The sequence below is a fragment of the Arthrobacter sp. ov407 genome (assembly GCF_900102895.1).
Lineage (GTDB): Bacteria > Actinomycetota > Actinomycetes > Actinomycetales > Micrococcaceae > Arthrobacter.
The window spans coordinates 42513-59529 of the sequence record NZ_FNGD01000006.1 but is presented as its reverse complement, the minus strand read 5'-3'; the positions used below and the strand labels follow the sequence as shown (position 1 = coordinate 59529).

Below are 17017 nucleotides of genomic sequence, written 5' to 3'. Positions count from 1 at the left end.
TTCACCGCCGACGACGCAAACGCCGCCACCGGCGACTGATCCGGGGCTTGCCCGGCGCTGCCGAGCGCGAAGTGATTCGCGACGTCAGTGTCGGTCAACGCTACTGGATAGACCGCCACCTCGTCGATTGCGCCGGCGAAGTACGGCTGCGGTCCCCATGTCGTATCACTGCCGACCCGCCAATACCCCGAGTACGCCTGGGCCTGCGTCTGGGGGTTGGTTCCTACGAGCGTTCCATCCACGTAGAGCTTCATGCCAGCCGAGGATTGGGTTGCCACCATGTGATGCCATGTTCCGTCGTTGTAGGACTGCGGCGACGTTATGGTGTTTGTTTGGCCCGTCCAAACCCCGAAGGTCAAGGCACCGCTGGTTTCCATATAGACGTGCCGATCGTAGCTGTTCGATGTACCTGTCGGCTGGTCACCAAAACCGATCAGCTTGCCGCCGTTTTGGGTGTTTGTGTTGAACCACAGTTCCTCGGAGTAGGTCGTCGGATTTCCAAATTGGTTTGCGCTGGACACGAGCCCGGACGCCCCGTCAAAGACAGCCGACGTGTTGGTCGTCCCGAAAATCCCAGACGCGTTACCCAGAGTCACTCCGGCAACGTACGAGCCGGGACTCTCCGAGGGGCTGCTGTCCGCCGCTATGTTCCCATTGCTCTCCCCCAGCCTCCAGTACAGGTCGGGACCCGCCTGGAACACGGCTTTGCCGTAATTGTCAGCGGGCGCGACGGGAATATTTAGCGTGCGACCAGAGTCGATGTAGTGCTTCTGCACTTGTTGGACAGTGACGGCTTGCGGGTAGATCGATACCTCGTCGATGGCACCCTGGAAGAAATCGCTCCTTGGATCGCCGGGCCAGCTCGAGAGGTTGTCCCCGCCGATCCGCCAATATCCGGAATACGGCTGACCCTGCGTCACATCGGCCCGTTGCCCCACACGCTTTCCGTCCACGTAGAGGGCCATCCCGTTTGATCCGAGACTGGCGACGATGTGATGCCACTGACCGTCGTTGTATGTTCCGCCGGCCCTTAGTGTCTCTGTCGAGCCGGTGTAGACGCCGAAGTAGATGTGGCCATCATTGTCCATGTAGATCTGGCGGTCATAGTTGCTGGAGACACCCGAGGCGTTGTTACCAAACCCAAGGATTTTTCCGCCCGCACTGGTGGTGGTGTTAATCCAGGTCTCGGCGGTGAAGACGTCCGGGCCCGGGATCGCCGTCTGCGTCGACGCTGATCCGTTTATGGTGCCGTCGAAGGTGGTTGCCTTGTTGGCATCACCCGTGATAGCGCCCGCTCCGCCCCGTGTCACGCCACTTCCGGCGACTGCATCCGTCCATCCCGCCCAGTCAACCAGGGAGGTACCACTGGCCTCTCCGAGCCGCCAGTAGCTTCCCGCTCCATCCGCGAGGACGTCCTTGGCGTAAGCGCTCAGGGATCCTTCCGCGGCGACCGTCACACTGACTGCGTCTGATCTGGCGACGTTTCCGAGTGGGTCGGTAACAGCCAAGCGGTAGCTGTGTGTCGAACCTGGCACGAGGCCGGTGTCCTGGAAACCCATTCCGGCCCGTGTCCAGAAAGTCGATGCCTTGGTGGTGGTGTAGACAGGAGTGGCGTTGCCGTCACGAATGATTTCATACTTCAGGATTTCATTGTCCATGTCCCAGTCTGCCTGCCACCCGACGCGGGTGGTGCCGGACGCCAGCGACAGCACCGTGGGGTTCAACGCGCTGCCGGTGACCACGGGTCCCCGTTTGTTCGGCGCAATGTTCCTCACGGCGAATCGGACCAAGCCCTGCTGGGCTGTCCCGTTGACCGAGGGAAACTCCCCGCCCATAATGACGTACTGCGAATTTCCGGAGATAGTCCAAGCCGCTTGGCTTTTGCCGGTAAACGTTCCCACTGCAAGGTCCGGGAACCAGGTCAGCAGGGAGGGCCGCGGGGTGCCTGCGTAGTTGTAGTAGCCCATGGGATCGTCCGTTATCGTCCCGGTCGTAGCCTTGCTGAACGCCAGCGACTGGTGAAAGGTCCACTTCGGCTCGGTCTGCGGGAAACCGCCGATGTTTCCGCAGTAGTGGGCATGCCCGACCGTGTAGACGGCCGTGTCCGAGGCAAACACTCCATATGAATCCCCGTGGCAGTCTTCCACCCAGTTGATCTGGCCCCCGTTCCAGCTGGCCGAGAACGAGCCCTCGAGGTTGCCGCCCGTGCCAAACACGTATCCGCTCCCGTACACATTCGTTCCGTCGGTCGTCAGGCTGAAAATGGAAGCCTCCGTTCCACCATTGCGCACGAGCCCGTTAACCGCCCAGGGCAGGAGCGCGCCGGTCGAGGTGTCCAGGGCCGCCATTCCATAGCCGGGGTCACTCGAAGCGTTGATGCTGGTGAAATTCCCGCCGACCACGACTTTGGCCCCGTCAGGGGAGATGACCATGCAGGTCACATCTCCGCCTGCCACGACCGGATTCCAGCTCAGCAGTGCAGCGTCCGAGGCCCGGACCGCGGCAAGGCGTGTCCTGCTGACCGATCCGACGCCGGTGAACCAGCCACCCATGAAGACAGAAGTGTTCGTTGCCGCCAAGGCATTGACGCGCGAATTAACCTGCGGCGCGAAACTGGTGATCAGCGCCCCGGTGACCGGGTTGAGTGCTGCCACGTACGGGCGCGACACGCCATTGACCTGAGTGAACGCACCCCCGACGTAGATCCGGGAACCATCAGGCGAGGCGGTAATCGTCTTGGCCTGGCTGTTCAGGCTCGCCACGAAAGTTGTGTTGAGCTTTCCCGTGGTTATGTCATAGGCAAGAATGTTGTTGCGCGCCACCGTGTTCGTACCGGGGGCAGAACCGGCCGGCCGCGCGGTCGTGAAACTGCCCACCACATAGACCGTGTTTCCCACGACCAGCTGCTGCCAGGCCACACCGTCTATCTGGACCGTGGGCAATGCATCCGCGGACACCGTAGTTGGGGTGGCCGGGTTGGTCGGGTCCAAGGGTGCAGTGTCGGCGCTGGCGGCTGGCACAGGGAACACTGCGATCGCCAGCATCATGGCAACCGACACACCCGCCGTCAGCACTCTCCTGCCGGCTTCCCGCAAGGACCGCATTGTCCAAACTAACGGCGGCCCGCTGGGTGCAAGGTTCTTCTCCGCGCGCGGCCGCGCAGAAACACTTCTGGATCTCTGCACGATGCTCATGACTTTCCTCCTGATGTTGGCACGGCACCGGTAAAGGCCGCGATAGGTGAAGAAACTTGATGATTTAGATAGATCTGCACGTGGTCACGCTGGTCCAGCGGTAGTGAGAACACGAAGACAGCAGAAGCCGCGGCACCGGCATCGACAGAGGCCGGAAACCTCGTGGCCCCTGGCCCGCTCAACTGCAGGGCCGGTACCCGCTTTGCGCCTCCCTCTACGTGAATGAAAGCGTTTTCGAGGGAGAGCGCCTGGGCGGAGTGGTTCGTAACGGTAACCGTGAACCGAATCGCAGGTCCGGCGATGTCCCCGGGGACCACGGCCTCTCCGGCCACAGCCCTAAGGCCGGCGATCGTTGCGGTCACGCCGGGCCGCAGCGAGGCCGAGTCAGTGAAGGCCACGGGTGCGGAAACGAGCTGCGGCGTAGCAGCAAGTTCTGCCTCGGATTTGCCCTTCGCGGCTGCTTCGCCGGTGGCGCTCGGCGCCGGTGCTGCAGCTTTGCCGGTGGTGCTCGGAGCCGGTGCTGCAGCCGTACCCGGCGCAGCCTTGTTCGCGTGCGGAGTCGGCGTCGCCGCCGGTGGGGGCGGGGCGGCACCGGCCTGTGTCGCATCCACCGCGCTTGGGGATGTGCTGGCGGCAGACAGGCTGGATCCCCAGATACTCCCGCCGACCAGAATCCCCACCAAGGCAAGTCCGATGGCCAGGGTCTTTTTCCTTCTCCGGTCTTCGGGAGAAGGGTTTCCTTCGGTTTTCGTGCTGTTCATGATTCGCTCCGAGTTGAGACCGGTTGGGACACTGACAGGCTTTTCATATCGCCGAACCACCGGACTGAAGCCAGAACGAGGTGCATGGTGTTGGCGACGAAAAACAAGGAATAGATGGTGAAGAAGAGAGGCGGTGCGCCCAGTAGGACGAAAAGCAAACACAGCACGCCGTAGTCCGTAGGGGCCAGGAGGACGGACTTAACTGCCGAACCCCGCCTCCGAATGGCCTGCCGGCCCGACTTGAGGAGGACGATTGCCTTGAGCTGGTCATTGAGGATCATGGCGAAGAACGAAACCGTCCCGACGATGGCGTATCCGATGGGCACCAGGAGCCAGGCTTCCGGATGGAGCTGGAAATGACGGAAGGCCACCACCAGAACCGCGAGGTGCAAACTGACGATCTTCGTGCTGTCCACTACGTGGTCCAACCACTCACCGGCCACAGTCCCGCCTCCCCGGAGGCGTGCCAACTGCCCGTCGGCTGAATCGAAGATGTATCCGAGCGCCAAGGCACCCCAGACGGTGACCCCAACCCACCAAGTTGGGGTGGCCAGCGCCAGCAGAAAGATTCCCCCGAAGGTGAAGACTGCGCTAATGCCGGTGACCTGATTTGGTGTCATTTTTGCCCGATATGTCAGCGCGGCGGCATATCGGCCCAGCCTCCGGTTGACCAGGATCGAATACGGTGGAGCCCCCGCCGCAGCGGCCTTCTGGGCAGCGCCCAGCGCCGCCAGAGTTTCGTGGAAACTGGGCCGTGACGGTGAGATCCCTGTCTGCTGCGCGCTTCCGGGGCTCACGAGGCCACCCGACTTTCGTCCGGGACCTGGCTGACCGACGCGGCTCTATTGTTGCGTCCGCGGCCCTGCGCACGGGTCAGTGTCCGGGAATCCAGCGCGTAGCACAGGGCCTCATACCCGTCGGTCACGACGTCCCAGTCATACCGGGCGGCGATTTCCCGGGCTTGGCTCCCCCTGGTTCGAATTCCGGCAGGGCGTGCTTCCGACTCCTCCGCCAACCGCGCGACGTCGTCCGGGTTCCGGAAGTATCTGCCGGCTGAACCGAGCACTTCCCGGTTGAAGTTCACATCGAAGGCGTTCGTCGCCGCGCCGGCACCTATGGCCCGGAGCAACGAAGGATTGGTGCCTCCTACCGAGTGCCCGTGCCAGTAGACCAAGGCGTTGGCATAGAGTTCATCCAGCAAATCCTGGTCCCACACTCCGCCAAGGAATTTCACCCTCGTGTCCGCGGCTTCCCTGATTTTTTGGTCGTATCCATGGCCATAGGGCGTTGAGCCGACGACGATCAACGGAAGCTTGGCAGAGCTGCGGACATAGCCTTCCACGATCGTGTGAACGTGATTTTCCGGTTCCAGTCTGGCGACCACCAGATGGTATTGGCCGGAGACCAGCCCGACGGACGCCAGCTGCCTGGGCTCCTGAGGCGCCAGTAACGGCGCCCCGTAGGAAATCAACTCGGTGGCAGCATCAAAGGTGGTCCGGTAGTAGTCGCGAATCCCGGCGGCATCCGCGATCAGGGCATTGGAGAACCGCACTGCAAATCGCTCGGCCCAGCGGTAATACCGTTTCCCGACCGGTCCCCATTTGGCGCGCTTCCATTCGAGCCCGTCCATGTGGGTGGCAACCGGAAGTCTGGCCAGCCTAAGCAGCGGGAGCCAAGGCGCATTGGCTGCATTGAAAACTATCGTGGCGTCCGCCCTGCGGGCCAGAAGGTGGGCAACCGACAGCCCGGTGTGGCTCAGGGTTTCGAGTGACCGCCGGCGAAGAGCGGGCAGATGCACAAGCCGCATCCCGTCAAATTCCTTAACAGCCTTGTCCGGGCTGTTTCCGGTTCGGCAGTAAACGGTGACCAGGTGTCCGCGCTCGGCAAGCCGGCGTCCCACTTCCTCTACGCAGGTTTCGAACCCGCCATAATGGGCGGGCACACCCCGTGTACCCACCAAAGCAATGCGCAAACCTGCACGCCTAGGCGTTGCTTCATTCACTTTTACCCCCACGAATTATGTATTCCTGTTGATGGAGACCGTGCTGTTGATGGAGACCGTGCTGTTGATAGAGACCTATGGAGACCGTGCCGAGACCAGTCGCGATCGGAAATGGCTGCCTAGGGCAGGCTTTGTCGAGTTCCCAGCTCCCGGGGTGCGGAATTCAGGAGTTCCAGCGTCCGACGGAGCGCGGAGCTGGACGTGTGCATTGTGTACGGGAAATAGACGACCTCCACCCCTACAGCCGCAAACTCCCGCTCCAGGGCCAGGCCTTTTGGCGTGCCCCTCCAGTCGTCCCCCTTGAAGAAGACGTCGAACGGCCTGCAACGCCACGTGTCGATCTTGCGGGGAAATGTCTCCGCTATCGCTTCGTCTACATATCGGATGTGCCGGACGATTTCCAGGCGCTCCGCCAAGGGAATCACCGGCGCGTTGCCCTTTGTTTTGATCAGCAATTCATCAGTAACGACGCCGGCGATCAGGAAATCACACTGCGCCTTCGCATGACGAAGCAAATTTAGATGGCCGACATGGAATAGATCGAAAGCCCCGGCTGCGTAGCCAACTCGAGTAGTCATCGCATCTCCTTCAGTAAGCGCCGACTGGGCTGCGCATGGCTCTGAAAGTTCTCCACATGATGATGAGGTCACCGGTGAGCGACCAGTTCTCCACGTAGTAGAGGTCCAAACGGATGCTCTCCTCCCACGGAAGGGTGGAGCGGCCGTTGATCTGCCACAATCCCGTTATTCCAGGCTTAATTAGCAGGCGACGGTTGGTGAACTTCTCGTAGCCCTCGACTTCCGTGGGCAGCGGTGGGCGGGGTCCGACCAAACTCATTTCGCCGGTAAGGACATTCCAGAACTGTGGGAGCTCGTCCAGGGAGTACTTGCGCATCCAGTGCCCGCACTTGGTGATGCGTGGATCATTCCGGATCTTGAACAGCAGACCGGAACCTTCATTGAGATCACGCAGGGCGTCAAGATCAGTTTCAGCAGTCTGAACCATCGACCGGAACTTCAGCATGTGAAAGGGCACGCCATTTCTGCCCGCCCGGAGCTGGCGGAAGATGATGGGACCTGCGCTGTCCCGTTTCACGATGATGGCGAGAACCAGCAGGAGCGGCGACAACACCAGCAGTGCGAGAGAAGCGGCGGCGATATCCACCGCACGTTTCAGAACATGCTTGCCCCCCGTGTACTGGGGAAGCTCCACGTGCACTAGAGGCAATCCGTCGACAGGTCGCCAATGGATTCGGGGACCGGCAACGTTCGTGAGGCTGGAGGCCAGGACGAGTTCCGTTCCCGTAGCCTCCAGCTTCCACCCCAGTTCCCGGATGTACTTGCTGCCACCGGGGACCGGACCTGCGACGATGACGGCGTCCGCGCCGGCGACTGCGACCATCCGCGAGACATCGGCCAGGGTCGATACAACCGGGACCCGATACCATGGAGGCCGCAGCTCCATGGACTTGTCCAACGTCGGCAGCGCCACTCCCGAAATGTGGTATCCGGCGGTTGAGTTCTTTGCGATCTGGTTGATCACGTACTCGACGTCAGTCGCCTCGCCGATCACAATCACTCGGGAAAGGTACTTTCCCTGGATCCGCTTCTGGTTCAGCCACTTGCGCCAAAGCCATCGGTTGCCTGTGAGAAGCAGCAACCCCAGGGGCAACGCGACGGCGAAGTAGCCACGCACCACGTCAAACCGGACAAAGACCATCGCTATGGCCAGCGCGCCGAACAGTTTCAGGGTGGCTTGGGCCACTCGCTTGTACTCCGCGGCGCCGACACCAAACGTCCGGCTGTCGCGGGTGTGGTAAACCTCCAGGACAGCGATCCAGGCCACAAGGAGCAGCGTGGAGACCACCAGGTATCGCGCTTCAAAGTCCCCTCCGGCGGAAGTCGTTGCATCGGCGCCGAACCGGAACACGTATGCCGAAGCCACCGACACGACAATCGCTGCCGTGTCGGTGATTCGAAGGCGGTTGGCGAAGTCCCTCCACCGCTGGGTGGCGGCGCTTCTTGGGGCGGCACTATTAATCGGGGATTTGTCGTCCCAAACCGAGTGCTGAGGCCTCGCTGAACCGTGCGTGGGTGCCTGGATCCGGACCGAATCCGCCCGGGCCGTAGTGTGGAATGGGCGGCGCCGCTGCCTGACTTCGCTCACGGCCGCCGCCGCCCAGTGCCAGCAGGTTTAGCATCCCTTTGGAAGACGGCGGCGATGTGCTTGGAGACGGCACCTGGCCGGCAAAGTCCATCCGTTGACAACCTAGGATGGACTCCCATCAACGTCAGATCAAACATAGCGGGACCTTCTAGCAACTGGGTTGGCTGTGGTCCCCCCAAGTAAAATAGATGACTTTAGGGGGCGCACGAGTGGGCTCTACCCCTCTTTGATTTGCTGACCACTCGCCACGACGTGCTTGAATTACCCGGATCTGAGACGGGGCTACCCGTTCGACGGCGGACTTTGTCCCCGAAATCTTCTGGCGCCTGAAGAAAATGGCGCCAGCATCGGACAGGCAATGCGGCAAAATCTGGGTTGCTCGCGGGTCCAATGTTCTACCGCGCCGCCAGACTGAGGTAATGTAAACCTCGTTGTTCGGGCCTATCGACTGAAATTCAGGACAGTCCCACTGCGGCTGTAGCTCAATGGTAGAGCGCTAGCTTCCCAAGCTTGATACGCGGGTTCGATTCCCGTCAGCCGCTCCAATCGTCCCCCGCGCTTCCGCGCCGCTCTCCCGCGCTTCGGCGTCAGACATCCCCCGGCTCCCATTAGGTAGCTACCTGTATGGTCAGAAGTCAGGAACCTCTTCGGTTCCGCTACAGGAGCAATCATGGCTGACAAGTCCCCCCGTCAAGCAGCATCCAAAAAAGCCGGCAAATCCATCAAGGAAAAGCGCGCTGACAAGAGGGCCGCTTCAGCGCCGGCCAGCTCCCTCGACAAGGTGACCGCCGCCAAGACGGCGAGCCCCAAAAAGAAGTGACCGGTTCCTCGAACCACCTCACCCTCGGCGTCCTCGCCAGCACGCGCAAACCGGACGAGCGACGCCTCCCCATCCACCCCCTGCACCTGGACCGCATCGCACCGGAAATCCGGGACCAGCTGATCCTCGAGGAAGGCTACGGCGAGCGCTTCGGCCTTTCCGACGCCGAGCTCGCGCCCCTCGTGGGCCGCATCGCGCCGCGAAAGCAGCTGCTGGCAGAAGCCGACGTCGTCCTCCTGCCCAAGCCGCAGCCCGAAGACCTGGCCGAACTCCGCGACGGGCAGGTCCTTTGGGGCTGGCCGCACTGCGTCCAGGACCGGGCCATCACCCAGCTGGCGATCGATAAGAAGCTCACGCTTATCGCCTTCGAGGCCATGAACCACTGGGCCAGCGACGGCGGCTTCGGCCTGCATGTCTTCCACAAGAACAACGAGCTCGCCGGCTACTGCTCCGTGCTGCATGCCCTGGCGCTGACCGGTTCCACTGGAGACTATGGCCGCCGGTTGAGCGCCGTCGTGATCGGCTTCGGGGCCACCGCCCGCGGCGCTGTCACGGCGCTGAATGCCCACGGCGTCCATGACGTGCAGGTGCTGACCAACCGTGGGGTTGCCGCGGTTGGCTCACCCATACACTCGGTCCGGATCGTGCAGTTCGACCACGACCACAAGGCGCCGTTCCTGAGCCAGGTTATTACCGAGCGCGGGCGCGTGCCGCTGGCGCCGTTCCTCGCCGGCAGCGACATCGTGGTCAACTGCACGCTGCAGGACCCCAACGCGCCGCTGACCTACCTCCGCACCGAGGACCTGGCCGCCTTCCGGCCCGGCAGCCTGATCGTGGACGTGTCCTGCGACGAGGGCATGGGCTTTAGCTGGGCGAAAACCACCACCTTCGCCGAGCCGATGTTCCAGGTGGGTCACCACATCGACTACTACGCCGTGGACCACAGCCCGTCCTATCTCTGGAATTCCGCCAGCTGGGAAATCAGCGAGGCGTTGCTGCCGTTCCTCGAGACCGTGGTTTCGGGCCCCGGGGCTTGGGCGGAGAACGAGACCCTCCGCCGCGCGATAGAAATCCGCGACGGCGTGGTCCTCAACCCGGACGTGCTGCAGTTCCAGCAGCGGGAGCCGGAGTTCCCGCACCGCTCCCTGGCGCGCTAATATAGCTAGCTCCTGACGATCCGCAGCAGCCTACGCCGGTCCTTCAGGTCCACCTTGAGCATCAGCTGATCCCGGCGTGCCAGCACGACGGCGACTGTCGCCGCCGCGAGCGCCGGCACCCCGCCGGAGACCAGGATGGCGGTCTGCGGATCCACGTGTTCGGCCAGCCAGCCGATCATCGGCCCGCCGATCGCCTGCCCGCCGATCAGCACCATGATGTACAGGCTCATGACCCGCCCGCGGATGGCCAGGTTGGAACTGATCTGGACCAGCTGGTTGGCCGCCGTCAGGAACATCAGGCACCAGAACCCCGCCAGCACCATCGCGGCGCCGAACCACGCCATCGACGGAGCCAGCGATGCGAGGCAGAGCATCAGCCCGTACATCCCGGCGCCCAGCATCACCGAGCGCAGCCGCAGTTCGCGCCGCCGGGCCGAGGTGATGGCACCGGCCAGCGCGCCGAGCGCCACGAGGGTGTTGAGCAGCCCGTAGCCGCCGGCTCCGGCGTCGTACACGCGGTCGGCGAACGCGGCCAGCAGCACCGGCAGGCTCATCGCGAACACCGCGATAAACCCGGCCATCAGCCAGGGCCAGTAGATAGTGGGCTTGCTGAGCGCATAATTCAGCCCCTCCTTCAGCATGCCCTTGCGCTTGGCGGTCGGGGCGCTGATGTACAGCTGGTCCTTCCGCAGCGTGAGCAGCATCGCCACCGTGGAGCAGCACGCGACGGCGTTGGCGGCAAAGGCCCAGCCGGCGCCCACGGCGGTCAGCAGGATCCCGGCGATCGCAGGGCCGATCAGGCCGCCGAGCTGGAAGATCGTGGAGTTCACGCTGATCGCGTTTCGGAGGTAGCCGGGGCCCACGAGTTCGTTGACGAACACCTGACGGGCCGGCTGGTCCAGTACGGTCACGAGGCCCAGCACCAGCGCAATCGCGTAGACGTGTCCCACCTCGATTCGCTGGCTGAGCGCCAGGACGGCAAGGGCCGCGGCCAACGCGGCGGTCATCGACTGGCACAGCAAGAGGATCTTCCGCTTCGCGAAGCGGTCGGCCATCATGCCGCCCCAGGGGCCGAGGAACAGGGACGGCAGGAACTGCAGGGCCACGGTGATGCCGACGGCGGTAACGGAGCCGGAGAGCTGGAGCACCAGCCAGTCCTGGGCGATTCGCTGCATCCAGAGCGCAATCACGGCGATGAAGTGCCCAATCGCGAAGATGCGGAAGTTGCGGACCTTCAGCGAAATGAATGTGTGGCGCCAGGGCAGACGCTCGTTGACGACGGCGAGTGGTTGGGTGATGGTGTCCGGCAGGGAAGCTGCGTTCGCCTCTAACGGCGGAGGGGGTGCCACGGAAAAGTCCTCAAAAGAGCGGGTGAGCGGGATGGACTTAACGCTAGGCTGGCCCCAATAGATTATGGAAGCCTATTCCACGCATAACTCGCATTACAAAACGCAATGCCGGGTTTGCTACACCCGATTCGGGAGACCCCCATGTTCGAACCCGCCCAGCTCCGCTCGTTCCTGGCCGTGGCCGAAACCTTGAGTTTCACCAAGGCCGCGGAACGCCTCGGCCTGGCCCAGCCCACGGTCAGCCAGCACGTGCGCAAGCTGGAGTCAGCCGCCAAGCGGGTACTGATTGCCCGGGATACCCGGGATGTGCGGCTGACCGATAATGGCGATGCCATGGCCGGTTTCGCCCGAAGCATCCTCGCCGCGCACGACTCCGCCGCCCGCTATTTCTCCGGCTCCGCCATGCGCGGGCGCCTGCGCTTCGGCACGGCCGACGACCTCGCCATCACCGGCCTGCCCCGCATCCTCCGGGAGTTCCGGCAGATCTATCCGCAGATCAACCTCGAGCTGACCGTCGGTCAGAGCGACCAGCTCTACAAGCGCCTCAACGCCGGTCAACTGGACCTTGTTTTTGTGAAATGGGTGGCGGGGGCCAAAGACGGGACCGTGGTCCAGCAGGACGCCTTCGCCTGGGTCGGCCTGGAGCAGACCGTGCTGGATCCGGCCGATCCTGTCCCTCTCATCGCCTACCCCTCCCCCAGCCTGAGCCGGAAGCTGGCGATCGACGCCCTTGAGGCCACGGGCCGCACCTGGCGGATCACCTGCACCACGCGGCAGATCAGCGGCGTGCTGGCCGCCGTCCGGGCCGGCATTGGAGTGGCAGTCATGCCCTCCTCCCTCGTGCCGGAGGACCTGAAAATCATCACCCGCCGCTTCGACCTGCCGCCCGTGGGCGACGTCGATTTCACGCTCATCCGCAACCCGTTGGCCAATACCGAGGTGATCGATGCCCTCACGCAGGCGATCGTGGGCCGGACCCTGAAGCGCCCGGCCTGATACCCGGCCTGGTGCCGGGCGGGTGGCGCTCCGGCGCGGCGCGGGTCATTCCGCGGTACTTACGTAGCGGACTACCGGGACGGGAGCAGTACTTACTTGACCATTGAACGGTGCAGGTACTTCATCTATCCTGACAATACTTAAGATTCACCGTTCGAGGTCAAGCAGTGGCCCGCGACAACGATTCGAAATTACGAACGCTGTGCGTCGCTGATGCCGTGTGGCTGACGCCGGAGCGTTCGGGATAGGCCGCCAATGATGCCAGCCATTAACCACCCCCGATTGCCCGCCCCCCGCGCGCCCAAGGCCACCCGTCCGGTAACTGCGCCGGCGCACCCCGCAGCGGCCATGCATCACCCGGGCGCCGCAATCCAGCACTCCAGCGCCGCTCAGCACGCAACCACCACGGGCCACCGGGGAATTCGCCCGGCCACCCTCGCGGAGTCCGAATATGTGGCCAGCCCGTACTGCGAACGCTGCGGCACGGACGAGTTCATTTACCTTGAGACCTTCGTCCCTGCCACGCACCGGCGGGACGGCTCGGTCAGCAAGCTCGGCGAGGTCACCTACTTCTGCTCGGGCTGCGACGACTTCTCCGCCCACGCGGTTCCCGCCTCCTGGGTCCCGCCGGGCTGGTACTTCGGCTAAGCGGCCCGGCACTAACGCCACCGCCCCTGAGCACATTCGCCGCCCGCGCTTAACGCCGTCGCCCCTTAACGCCGTCGCCGCCGTGCCTCACCTCACGGTGCTGCACGGCGGCGATGGCGTTTTAGCACGCCCTGGCTGGGGTTTTAGCAGACCCGGTCTAGATCAGGGCGTCCGAGATGTGGTTGGGCGTACCGAAACGGTGCGCCGTGATGCTGATGGCCTGCTCGTGCAGGAACGGCAGCAGTTCCACGCGTCCGGCTTCCGTGACGGGGTGGACATACACCGCCAGGTCCGGGCGGCCGCCCGTGGCCTCGGACAGTGCCTTGGCGTCCCCGCCGATCAGCCGGATCCGGGCGCCGGAGAGCTTGCCCGCCGCGGCGAGCGTGCCGGCGGAAGCGAGCCATTCGGCGTCGTTCTCAACAGTGGCGGCGATGCCAAGCCCGGACAGCACCGCGCGCAGCTGGGCGGGCAGTTCGACGGCGGTGGAGACCGTCAAGTCGGACCCGGCCAGGACGCCCGCGGCCACGGTCCGGACGAGGCCGGCAAGCGGCTCGCCTTCCGCGAGGCGGACCGTGACCGGCAGTGCACGGTAGCGGAAGACGTTGCGCTCAGCGCTCAGGCCGGAGACGTCCTTCGCGGTGCCGAACTCTTCGGCCCAGGCGCGGGCGTCGGAGGCGAGTGCGCGCTGGAGCGGTGCGAGTTCGTCGGCTGTCAGGAAGCCCTTGGCCGCGTCCTCGATCCGGCGGACGCCGGCGTGGGCCGGAGCAGCGCCCGGCGTGCCGGCGGCGGTGCTGGGCTTGCTGACCCATTCGCCGAGGCCGACGAGGTAGTTCGGCCCGCCGGCCTTGGTGCCTGCGCCGACGGCGGATTTCTTCCAGCCGCCGAAGGGCTGACGCTGAACGATCGCGCCGGTGATGCCACGGTTGATGTAGAGGTTGCCGGCCTGGATGGTGTCCAGCCAGATCCCCAGCTCCTCGGTGTTCAGCGAGTGCAGGCCCGCGGTGAGTCCGTATTCGATCTGGTTCTGGATCGCAATGGCCTCCTCGAGGGTTTCCGCCGTCATGACGCCGAGGACGGGGCCGAAGAATTCGGTGAGGTGGAAGTAGGATCCGCGGCGGACGCCCGAGCGCACGCCGGGGCTCCAGAGCTTGCCCGTATCATCGAGCTTCCGCGGCTCGACGGCCCAGCTCTCGCCCTGGCCGAGGGTGGTGAGGGCGTTCAGGAGCTTGCCGTTGGCGGGCTCGATGATCGGGCCCATCTGGCTCGCCGGATCCTCCGGGTAGCCGACCTTTAAGGAGGTGACGGCGTCGATCAGCTGGTTGTGGAAACGCTTCGATTTCGCCACCGATCCGACGAGGATCACCAGCGAGGCGGCGGAGCACTTCTGGCCGGCGTGGCCGAAGGCGGAGTACGCGACGTCCTTGGCTGCGAGGTCCAGGTCCGCGCTCGGGGTGACGATGATGGCGTTCTTGCCGCTGGTCTCGGCCAGCAGGGGCAGATCCTTGCGGAAGGAGCGGAACAGCTCGGCGGTCTCGTAGCCGCCGGTCAGGATGACGCGGTCCACGGCCGGGTGGGAAATCAGCTGCTGGCCCAGTTCCCGCTCGCCCAGCTGGACCATGGTGAGGACGTCGCGGGGAACGCCGGCCTCCCAGAGGGCCTCGATCATGACGGCCCCGCTGCGGCGGGCCTGCTTGGCGGGTTTGATCACGACGGCGGAGCCGGCTGCGAGGGCCGCGAGGGTGGAGCCGGCCGGGATGGCGACCGGGAAGTTCCACGGCGGCGTCACGACGGTGAGCTTGGACGGGACGAAGGTGGCGCCGTCGACGTCGTCGAGCTTGCGGGCGGACTCGGCGTAGTAGTGCGCGAAGTCCACCGCCTCGCTGACCTCGGGATCGCCCTGGTCGATCGTCTTGCCGGTCTCGCTGGCCATGACCTCGAGGAGGTCCGCGCGGCGGGCCTCGAGGACGTCGCCGGCGCGGTGCAGGATTTCGGCGCGCTCGGCGCCGGAGAGTGCACCCCAGGCCTTGCCCTTCTCGACGGCGGTGTCGATGACCGTGTTCAGGGTCGCGGCATCGTTGATCGTGGCGGCCGCGACGGCGGCGTTGCCCAGTGTCGATGTCGCCACGCGGCCCAGGATGGCCCGGCCCCAGTCGCGGTTCGCGGGCAGCGACGGATCGGTGTCCGCGGTGTTCTCGAAAGAGTCGTGCGGCAGCGGTGCGGCCGGGAGGGCGCGGTTCTGCAGGCGGTTCGGGGCCGGGACCTCGTCGTCGAGCTTGGCGAGCGAGGCGAGGAAGCGCTGCTTCTCACGCTCGAAGAGGGATTCGTTCTCGCTGAGTTCGAAGACCGCGGACATGAAGTTGTCCTGGCTGGCGCCCTCTTCGAGGCGGCGGATCAGGTAGGCGATCGCGACGTCGAACTCGGCGGGGTGGACCACGGGGGTGTAGAGCAGGAGGGAGCCGACGTCTTTCTTGACGGCTTCGGCCTGGCCCTGGGCCATGCCGAGCAGCATCTCGAATTCGATGCCGGACTCCACGCCGCGCTGCTTGGCCAGGAGCCAGGCGAAGGCGATGTCGAAGAGGTTGTGGCCGGCGACGCCGATCCGGATGTTGCGGATCCGGTCCGGGTGCAGCGAGTAGTTGATGACGCGCTTGTAGTTGGTGTCCGAGTCCTGCTTGGTGCCCCAAGTGGCGAGCGGCCAGTCATGCAGGGAGGCTTCGACCTGCTCCATCGGCAGGTTGGCGCCCTTGACGACGCGGACCTTGATGGCGGCGCCGCCGTCGGCGCGGCGGGCGGCGGCCCAGTCCTGCAGGCGGATCATGGCGGACAGGGCATCCGGGAGGTAGGCCTGGAGCACGATGCCGGCCTCGAGGTTCTTGAACTCGGGCTTGTCCAGGATCCGGGTGAAGACCGCGATGGTCATGTCCAGGTCCTTGTATTCCTCCATGTCCAGGTTGATGAACTTCGCCTTCTGCCCGGGGACGGCGTAGGAGGCGGCGCGGGTGAAGAGCGGGGTGAGCTTCTCCACGACGTGCTCCACGGCCTCATCGAAGGCCCACGCGGAGTGCGGGGCCACAGTGGAGGAGACCTTGATCGAGACGTAGTCGACGTCGGGCCGGGACAGCAGCGTGTGCGTGCCCTCGAGCCGGCGGGAGGCCTCGTGCTCGCCGAGCACGGCCTCGCCGAGGAGGTTGACGTTGAGCTTGATGCCGTCCTTGCGGATCTTGGCGATGGCCGGGCCCAACTTGGCGTCGGTGGCGTCGACAATGAGGTGGCCGACCATTTCACGCAGCACCCGGCGGGCAACCGGGATGACCACCCAGGGCAGGACCGGGGCCATCGTGCCGCCGAGGCGGACCGCGCTGCGCATGTACCAGGGCAGGAAGGCCGGGACTTTGGGGGCCAGGGCGGCGAGGTTGCGGGCGGCGACCTGCAGGTCTTCGGGACGGACGACGCCGTCGACGAAGCCGACCGTGAAGTCCAGGCCGTTGGGGTCCTTCAGGACGCCGGCGAGCTGCTCGGCCGAGGCGTCGACGGGCACCTTTGCGGCTTCGGTGAGCCAGTGTCGCACCAGCGCGATGGTGTCCTCGGCGAGGGCTGCGGCCTCAAGAACCGTCGACCCTTCCGAAACGGCGGCGTGCGTGGCTTCGTTGCCTGCGGCGTTTCCGGTGGCTGCGCCGGGCTCCGTGGAGATATTGGTCATGGTTGGAACTCGTTCTTTCTCAAAATGTGGACCTCTTATGAATCAGTATGCGACCGGATTTTCATAAGACAAAGCGAAGTTTTCCGAACAATACCGGTTAGAAAAACCGAAGCTTCGCTTTCCCGTCCGAACGTTCGGAAACCACCCCGCGACCCTCCCTCACATCCAGCACTTATTCGGGCGACCCTCCCTCACTTCCCGCACCTATTCGGGCGACCCTCCCT

The 17017-nt window shown here is 64.4% G+C and carries 12 protein-coding genes and 1 tRNA gene; 5 read left to right on the top strand and 8 right to left on the bottom strand.

Annotated features, from left to right (window positions below):
• From BLS42_RS09170 to BLS42_RS09150, 6 genes are all read right to left on the bottom strand, one after another.
• Positions 1-3194, bottom strand: a 3194-nt coding sequence (locus tag BLS42_RS09170) for a LamG-like jellyroll fold domain-containing protein (RefSeq protein ID WP_090579830.1), incomplete at its 3' end; no start/stop codon positions are given.
• Positions 3191-3955 (bottom strand): hypothetical protein, encoded by a 765-nt coding sequence (locus tag BLS42_RS19955; RefSeq protein WP_143019165.1) that lies wholly within the window; start codon positions 3953-3955, stop codon positions 3191-3193. The genes BLS42_RS09170 and BLS42_RS19955, both read right to left, overlap by 4 nt.
• On the bottom strand, positions 3952-4575 hold the full coding sequence (locus BLS42_RS09165; protein WP_256336356.1) for a CDP-alcohol phosphatidyltransferase family protein: 624 nt from the start codon (positions 4573-4575) through the stop codon (positions 3952-3954). The genes BLS42_RS19955 and BLS42_RS09165 overlap by 4 nt, the downstream gene beginning before the upstream one ends.
• Before the next feature lie 173 nt (positions 4576-4748).
• On the bottom strand, positions 4749-5897 hold the full coding sequence (locus BLS42_RS09160) for a DUF1972 domain-containing protein (protein WP_371129545.1): 1149 nt from the start codon (positions 5895-5897) through the stop codon (positions 4749-4751).
• A gap of 179 nt (positions 5898-6076) precedes the next feature.
• Positions 6077-6535 carry an FAD synthase family protein gene (locus tag BLS42_RS09155; protein WP_090579825.1) on the bottom strand — a complete coding sequence of 153 codons (459 nt, stop codon included), beginning with the start codon at positions 6533-6535 and terminating at the stop codon, positions 6077-6079.
• 10 nt (positions 6536-6545) lie between these two features.
• Complete coding sequence (locus BLS42_RS09150; RefSeq protein ID WP_371129544.1) at positions 6546-8123, bottom strand: sugar transferase; 1578 nt, start codon at positions 8121-8123, stop codon at positions 6546-6548.
• 471 nt (positions 8124-8594) lie between these two features.
• Here BLS42_RS09150 and BLS42_RS09145 point away from each other — a divergent pair.
• From BLS42_RS09145 to BLS42_RS09140, 3 genes are all read left to right on the top strand, one after another.
• Positions 8595-8668 (top strand) — tRNA-Gly (locus BLS42_RS09145).
• Positions 8669-8793: 125 nt separating this feature from the next.
• A complete protein-coding gene (locus BLS42_RS20195) occupies positions 8794-8943 on the top strand; it encodes a hypothetical protein (protein ID WP_167467922.1) in 150 nt (49 codons plus the stop codon).
• Positions 8940-10100 (top strand): N(5)-(carboxyethyl)ornithine synthase, encoded by a 1161-nt coding sequence (locus tag BLS42_RS09140; protein WP_090579822.1) that lies wholly within the window; start codon positions 8940-8942, stop codon positions 10098-10100. Before BLS42_RS20195 ends, BLS42_RS09140 begins: the two co-directional genes overlap by 4 nt.
• A gap of 5 nt (positions 10101-10105) precedes the next feature.
• Here BLS42_RS09140 and BLS42_RS09135 read toward each other — a convergent pair whose 3' ends face one another.
• Positions 10106-11449 (bottom strand): MFS transporter, encoded by a 1344-nt coding sequence (locus BLS42_RS09135; protein ID WP_090579819.1) that lies wholly within the window; start codon positions 11447-11449, stop codon positions 10106-10108.
• 141 nt (positions 11450-11590) lie between these two features.
• On the opposite strand from BLS42_RS09135, the gene BLS42_RS09130 reads away from it, so the two are divergent.
• The gene (locus BLS42_RS09130; protein ID WP_090579816.1) at positions 11591-12445 is read left to right on the top strand and encodes a LysR substrate-binding domain-containing protein; all 855 of its coding nucleotides are present in this window, start codon (positions 11591-11593) and stop codon (positions 12443-12445) included.
• 282 nt (positions 12446-12727) lie between these two features.
• Positions 12728-13093: a hypothetical protein gene (locus tag BLS42_RS09125; protein ID WP_256336355.1), complete on the top strand. Its 366-nt coding sequence runs from the start codon at positions 12728-12730 to the stop codon at positions 13091-13093.
• A 157-nt stretch (positions 13094-13250) separates the two neighbouring features.
• On the opposite strand, the gene BLS42_RS09120 is transcribed toward BLS42_RS09125, so the two are convergent.
• A complete protein-coding gene (locus BLS42_RS09120) occupies positions 13251-16793 on the bottom strand; it encodes a bifunctional proline dehydrogenase/L-glutamate gamma-semialdehyde dehydrogenase (RefSeq protein WP_090579810.1) in 3543 nt (1180 codons plus the stop codon).
• Positions 16794-17017 lie beyond the last annotated feature (224 nt).

Excerpts from the sequence above, each read along its gene's own strand:
- BLS42_RS20195 (WP_167467922.1), top strand. The coding sequence starts at position 8,794 with ATGGCTGACAAGTCCCCCCGTCAAGCAGCATCCAAAAAAGCCGGCAAA.
- BLS42_RS19955 (WP_143019165.1), bottom strand. The coding sequence starts at position 3,955 with ATGAACAGCACGAAAACCGAAGGAAACCCTTCTCCCGAAGACCGGAGA.
- BLS42_RS09165 (WP_256336356.1), bottom strand. The coding sequence starts at position 4,575 with ATGACACCAAATCAGGTCACCGGCATTAGCGCAGTCTTCACCTTCGGG.
- BLS42_RS09130 (WP_090579816.1), top strand. The coding sequence starts at position 11,591 with ATGTTCGAACCCGCCCAGCTCCGCTCGTTCCTGGCCGTGGCCGAAACC.
- BLS42_RS09120 (WP_090579810.1), bottom strand. The coding sequence starts at position 16,793 with ATGACCAATATCTCCACGGAGCCCGGCGCAGCCACCGGAAACGCCGCA.
- BLS42_RS09155 (WP_090579825.1), bottom strand. The coding sequence starts at position 6,535 with ATGACTACTCGAGTTGGCTACGCAGCCGGGGCTTTCGATCTATTCCAT.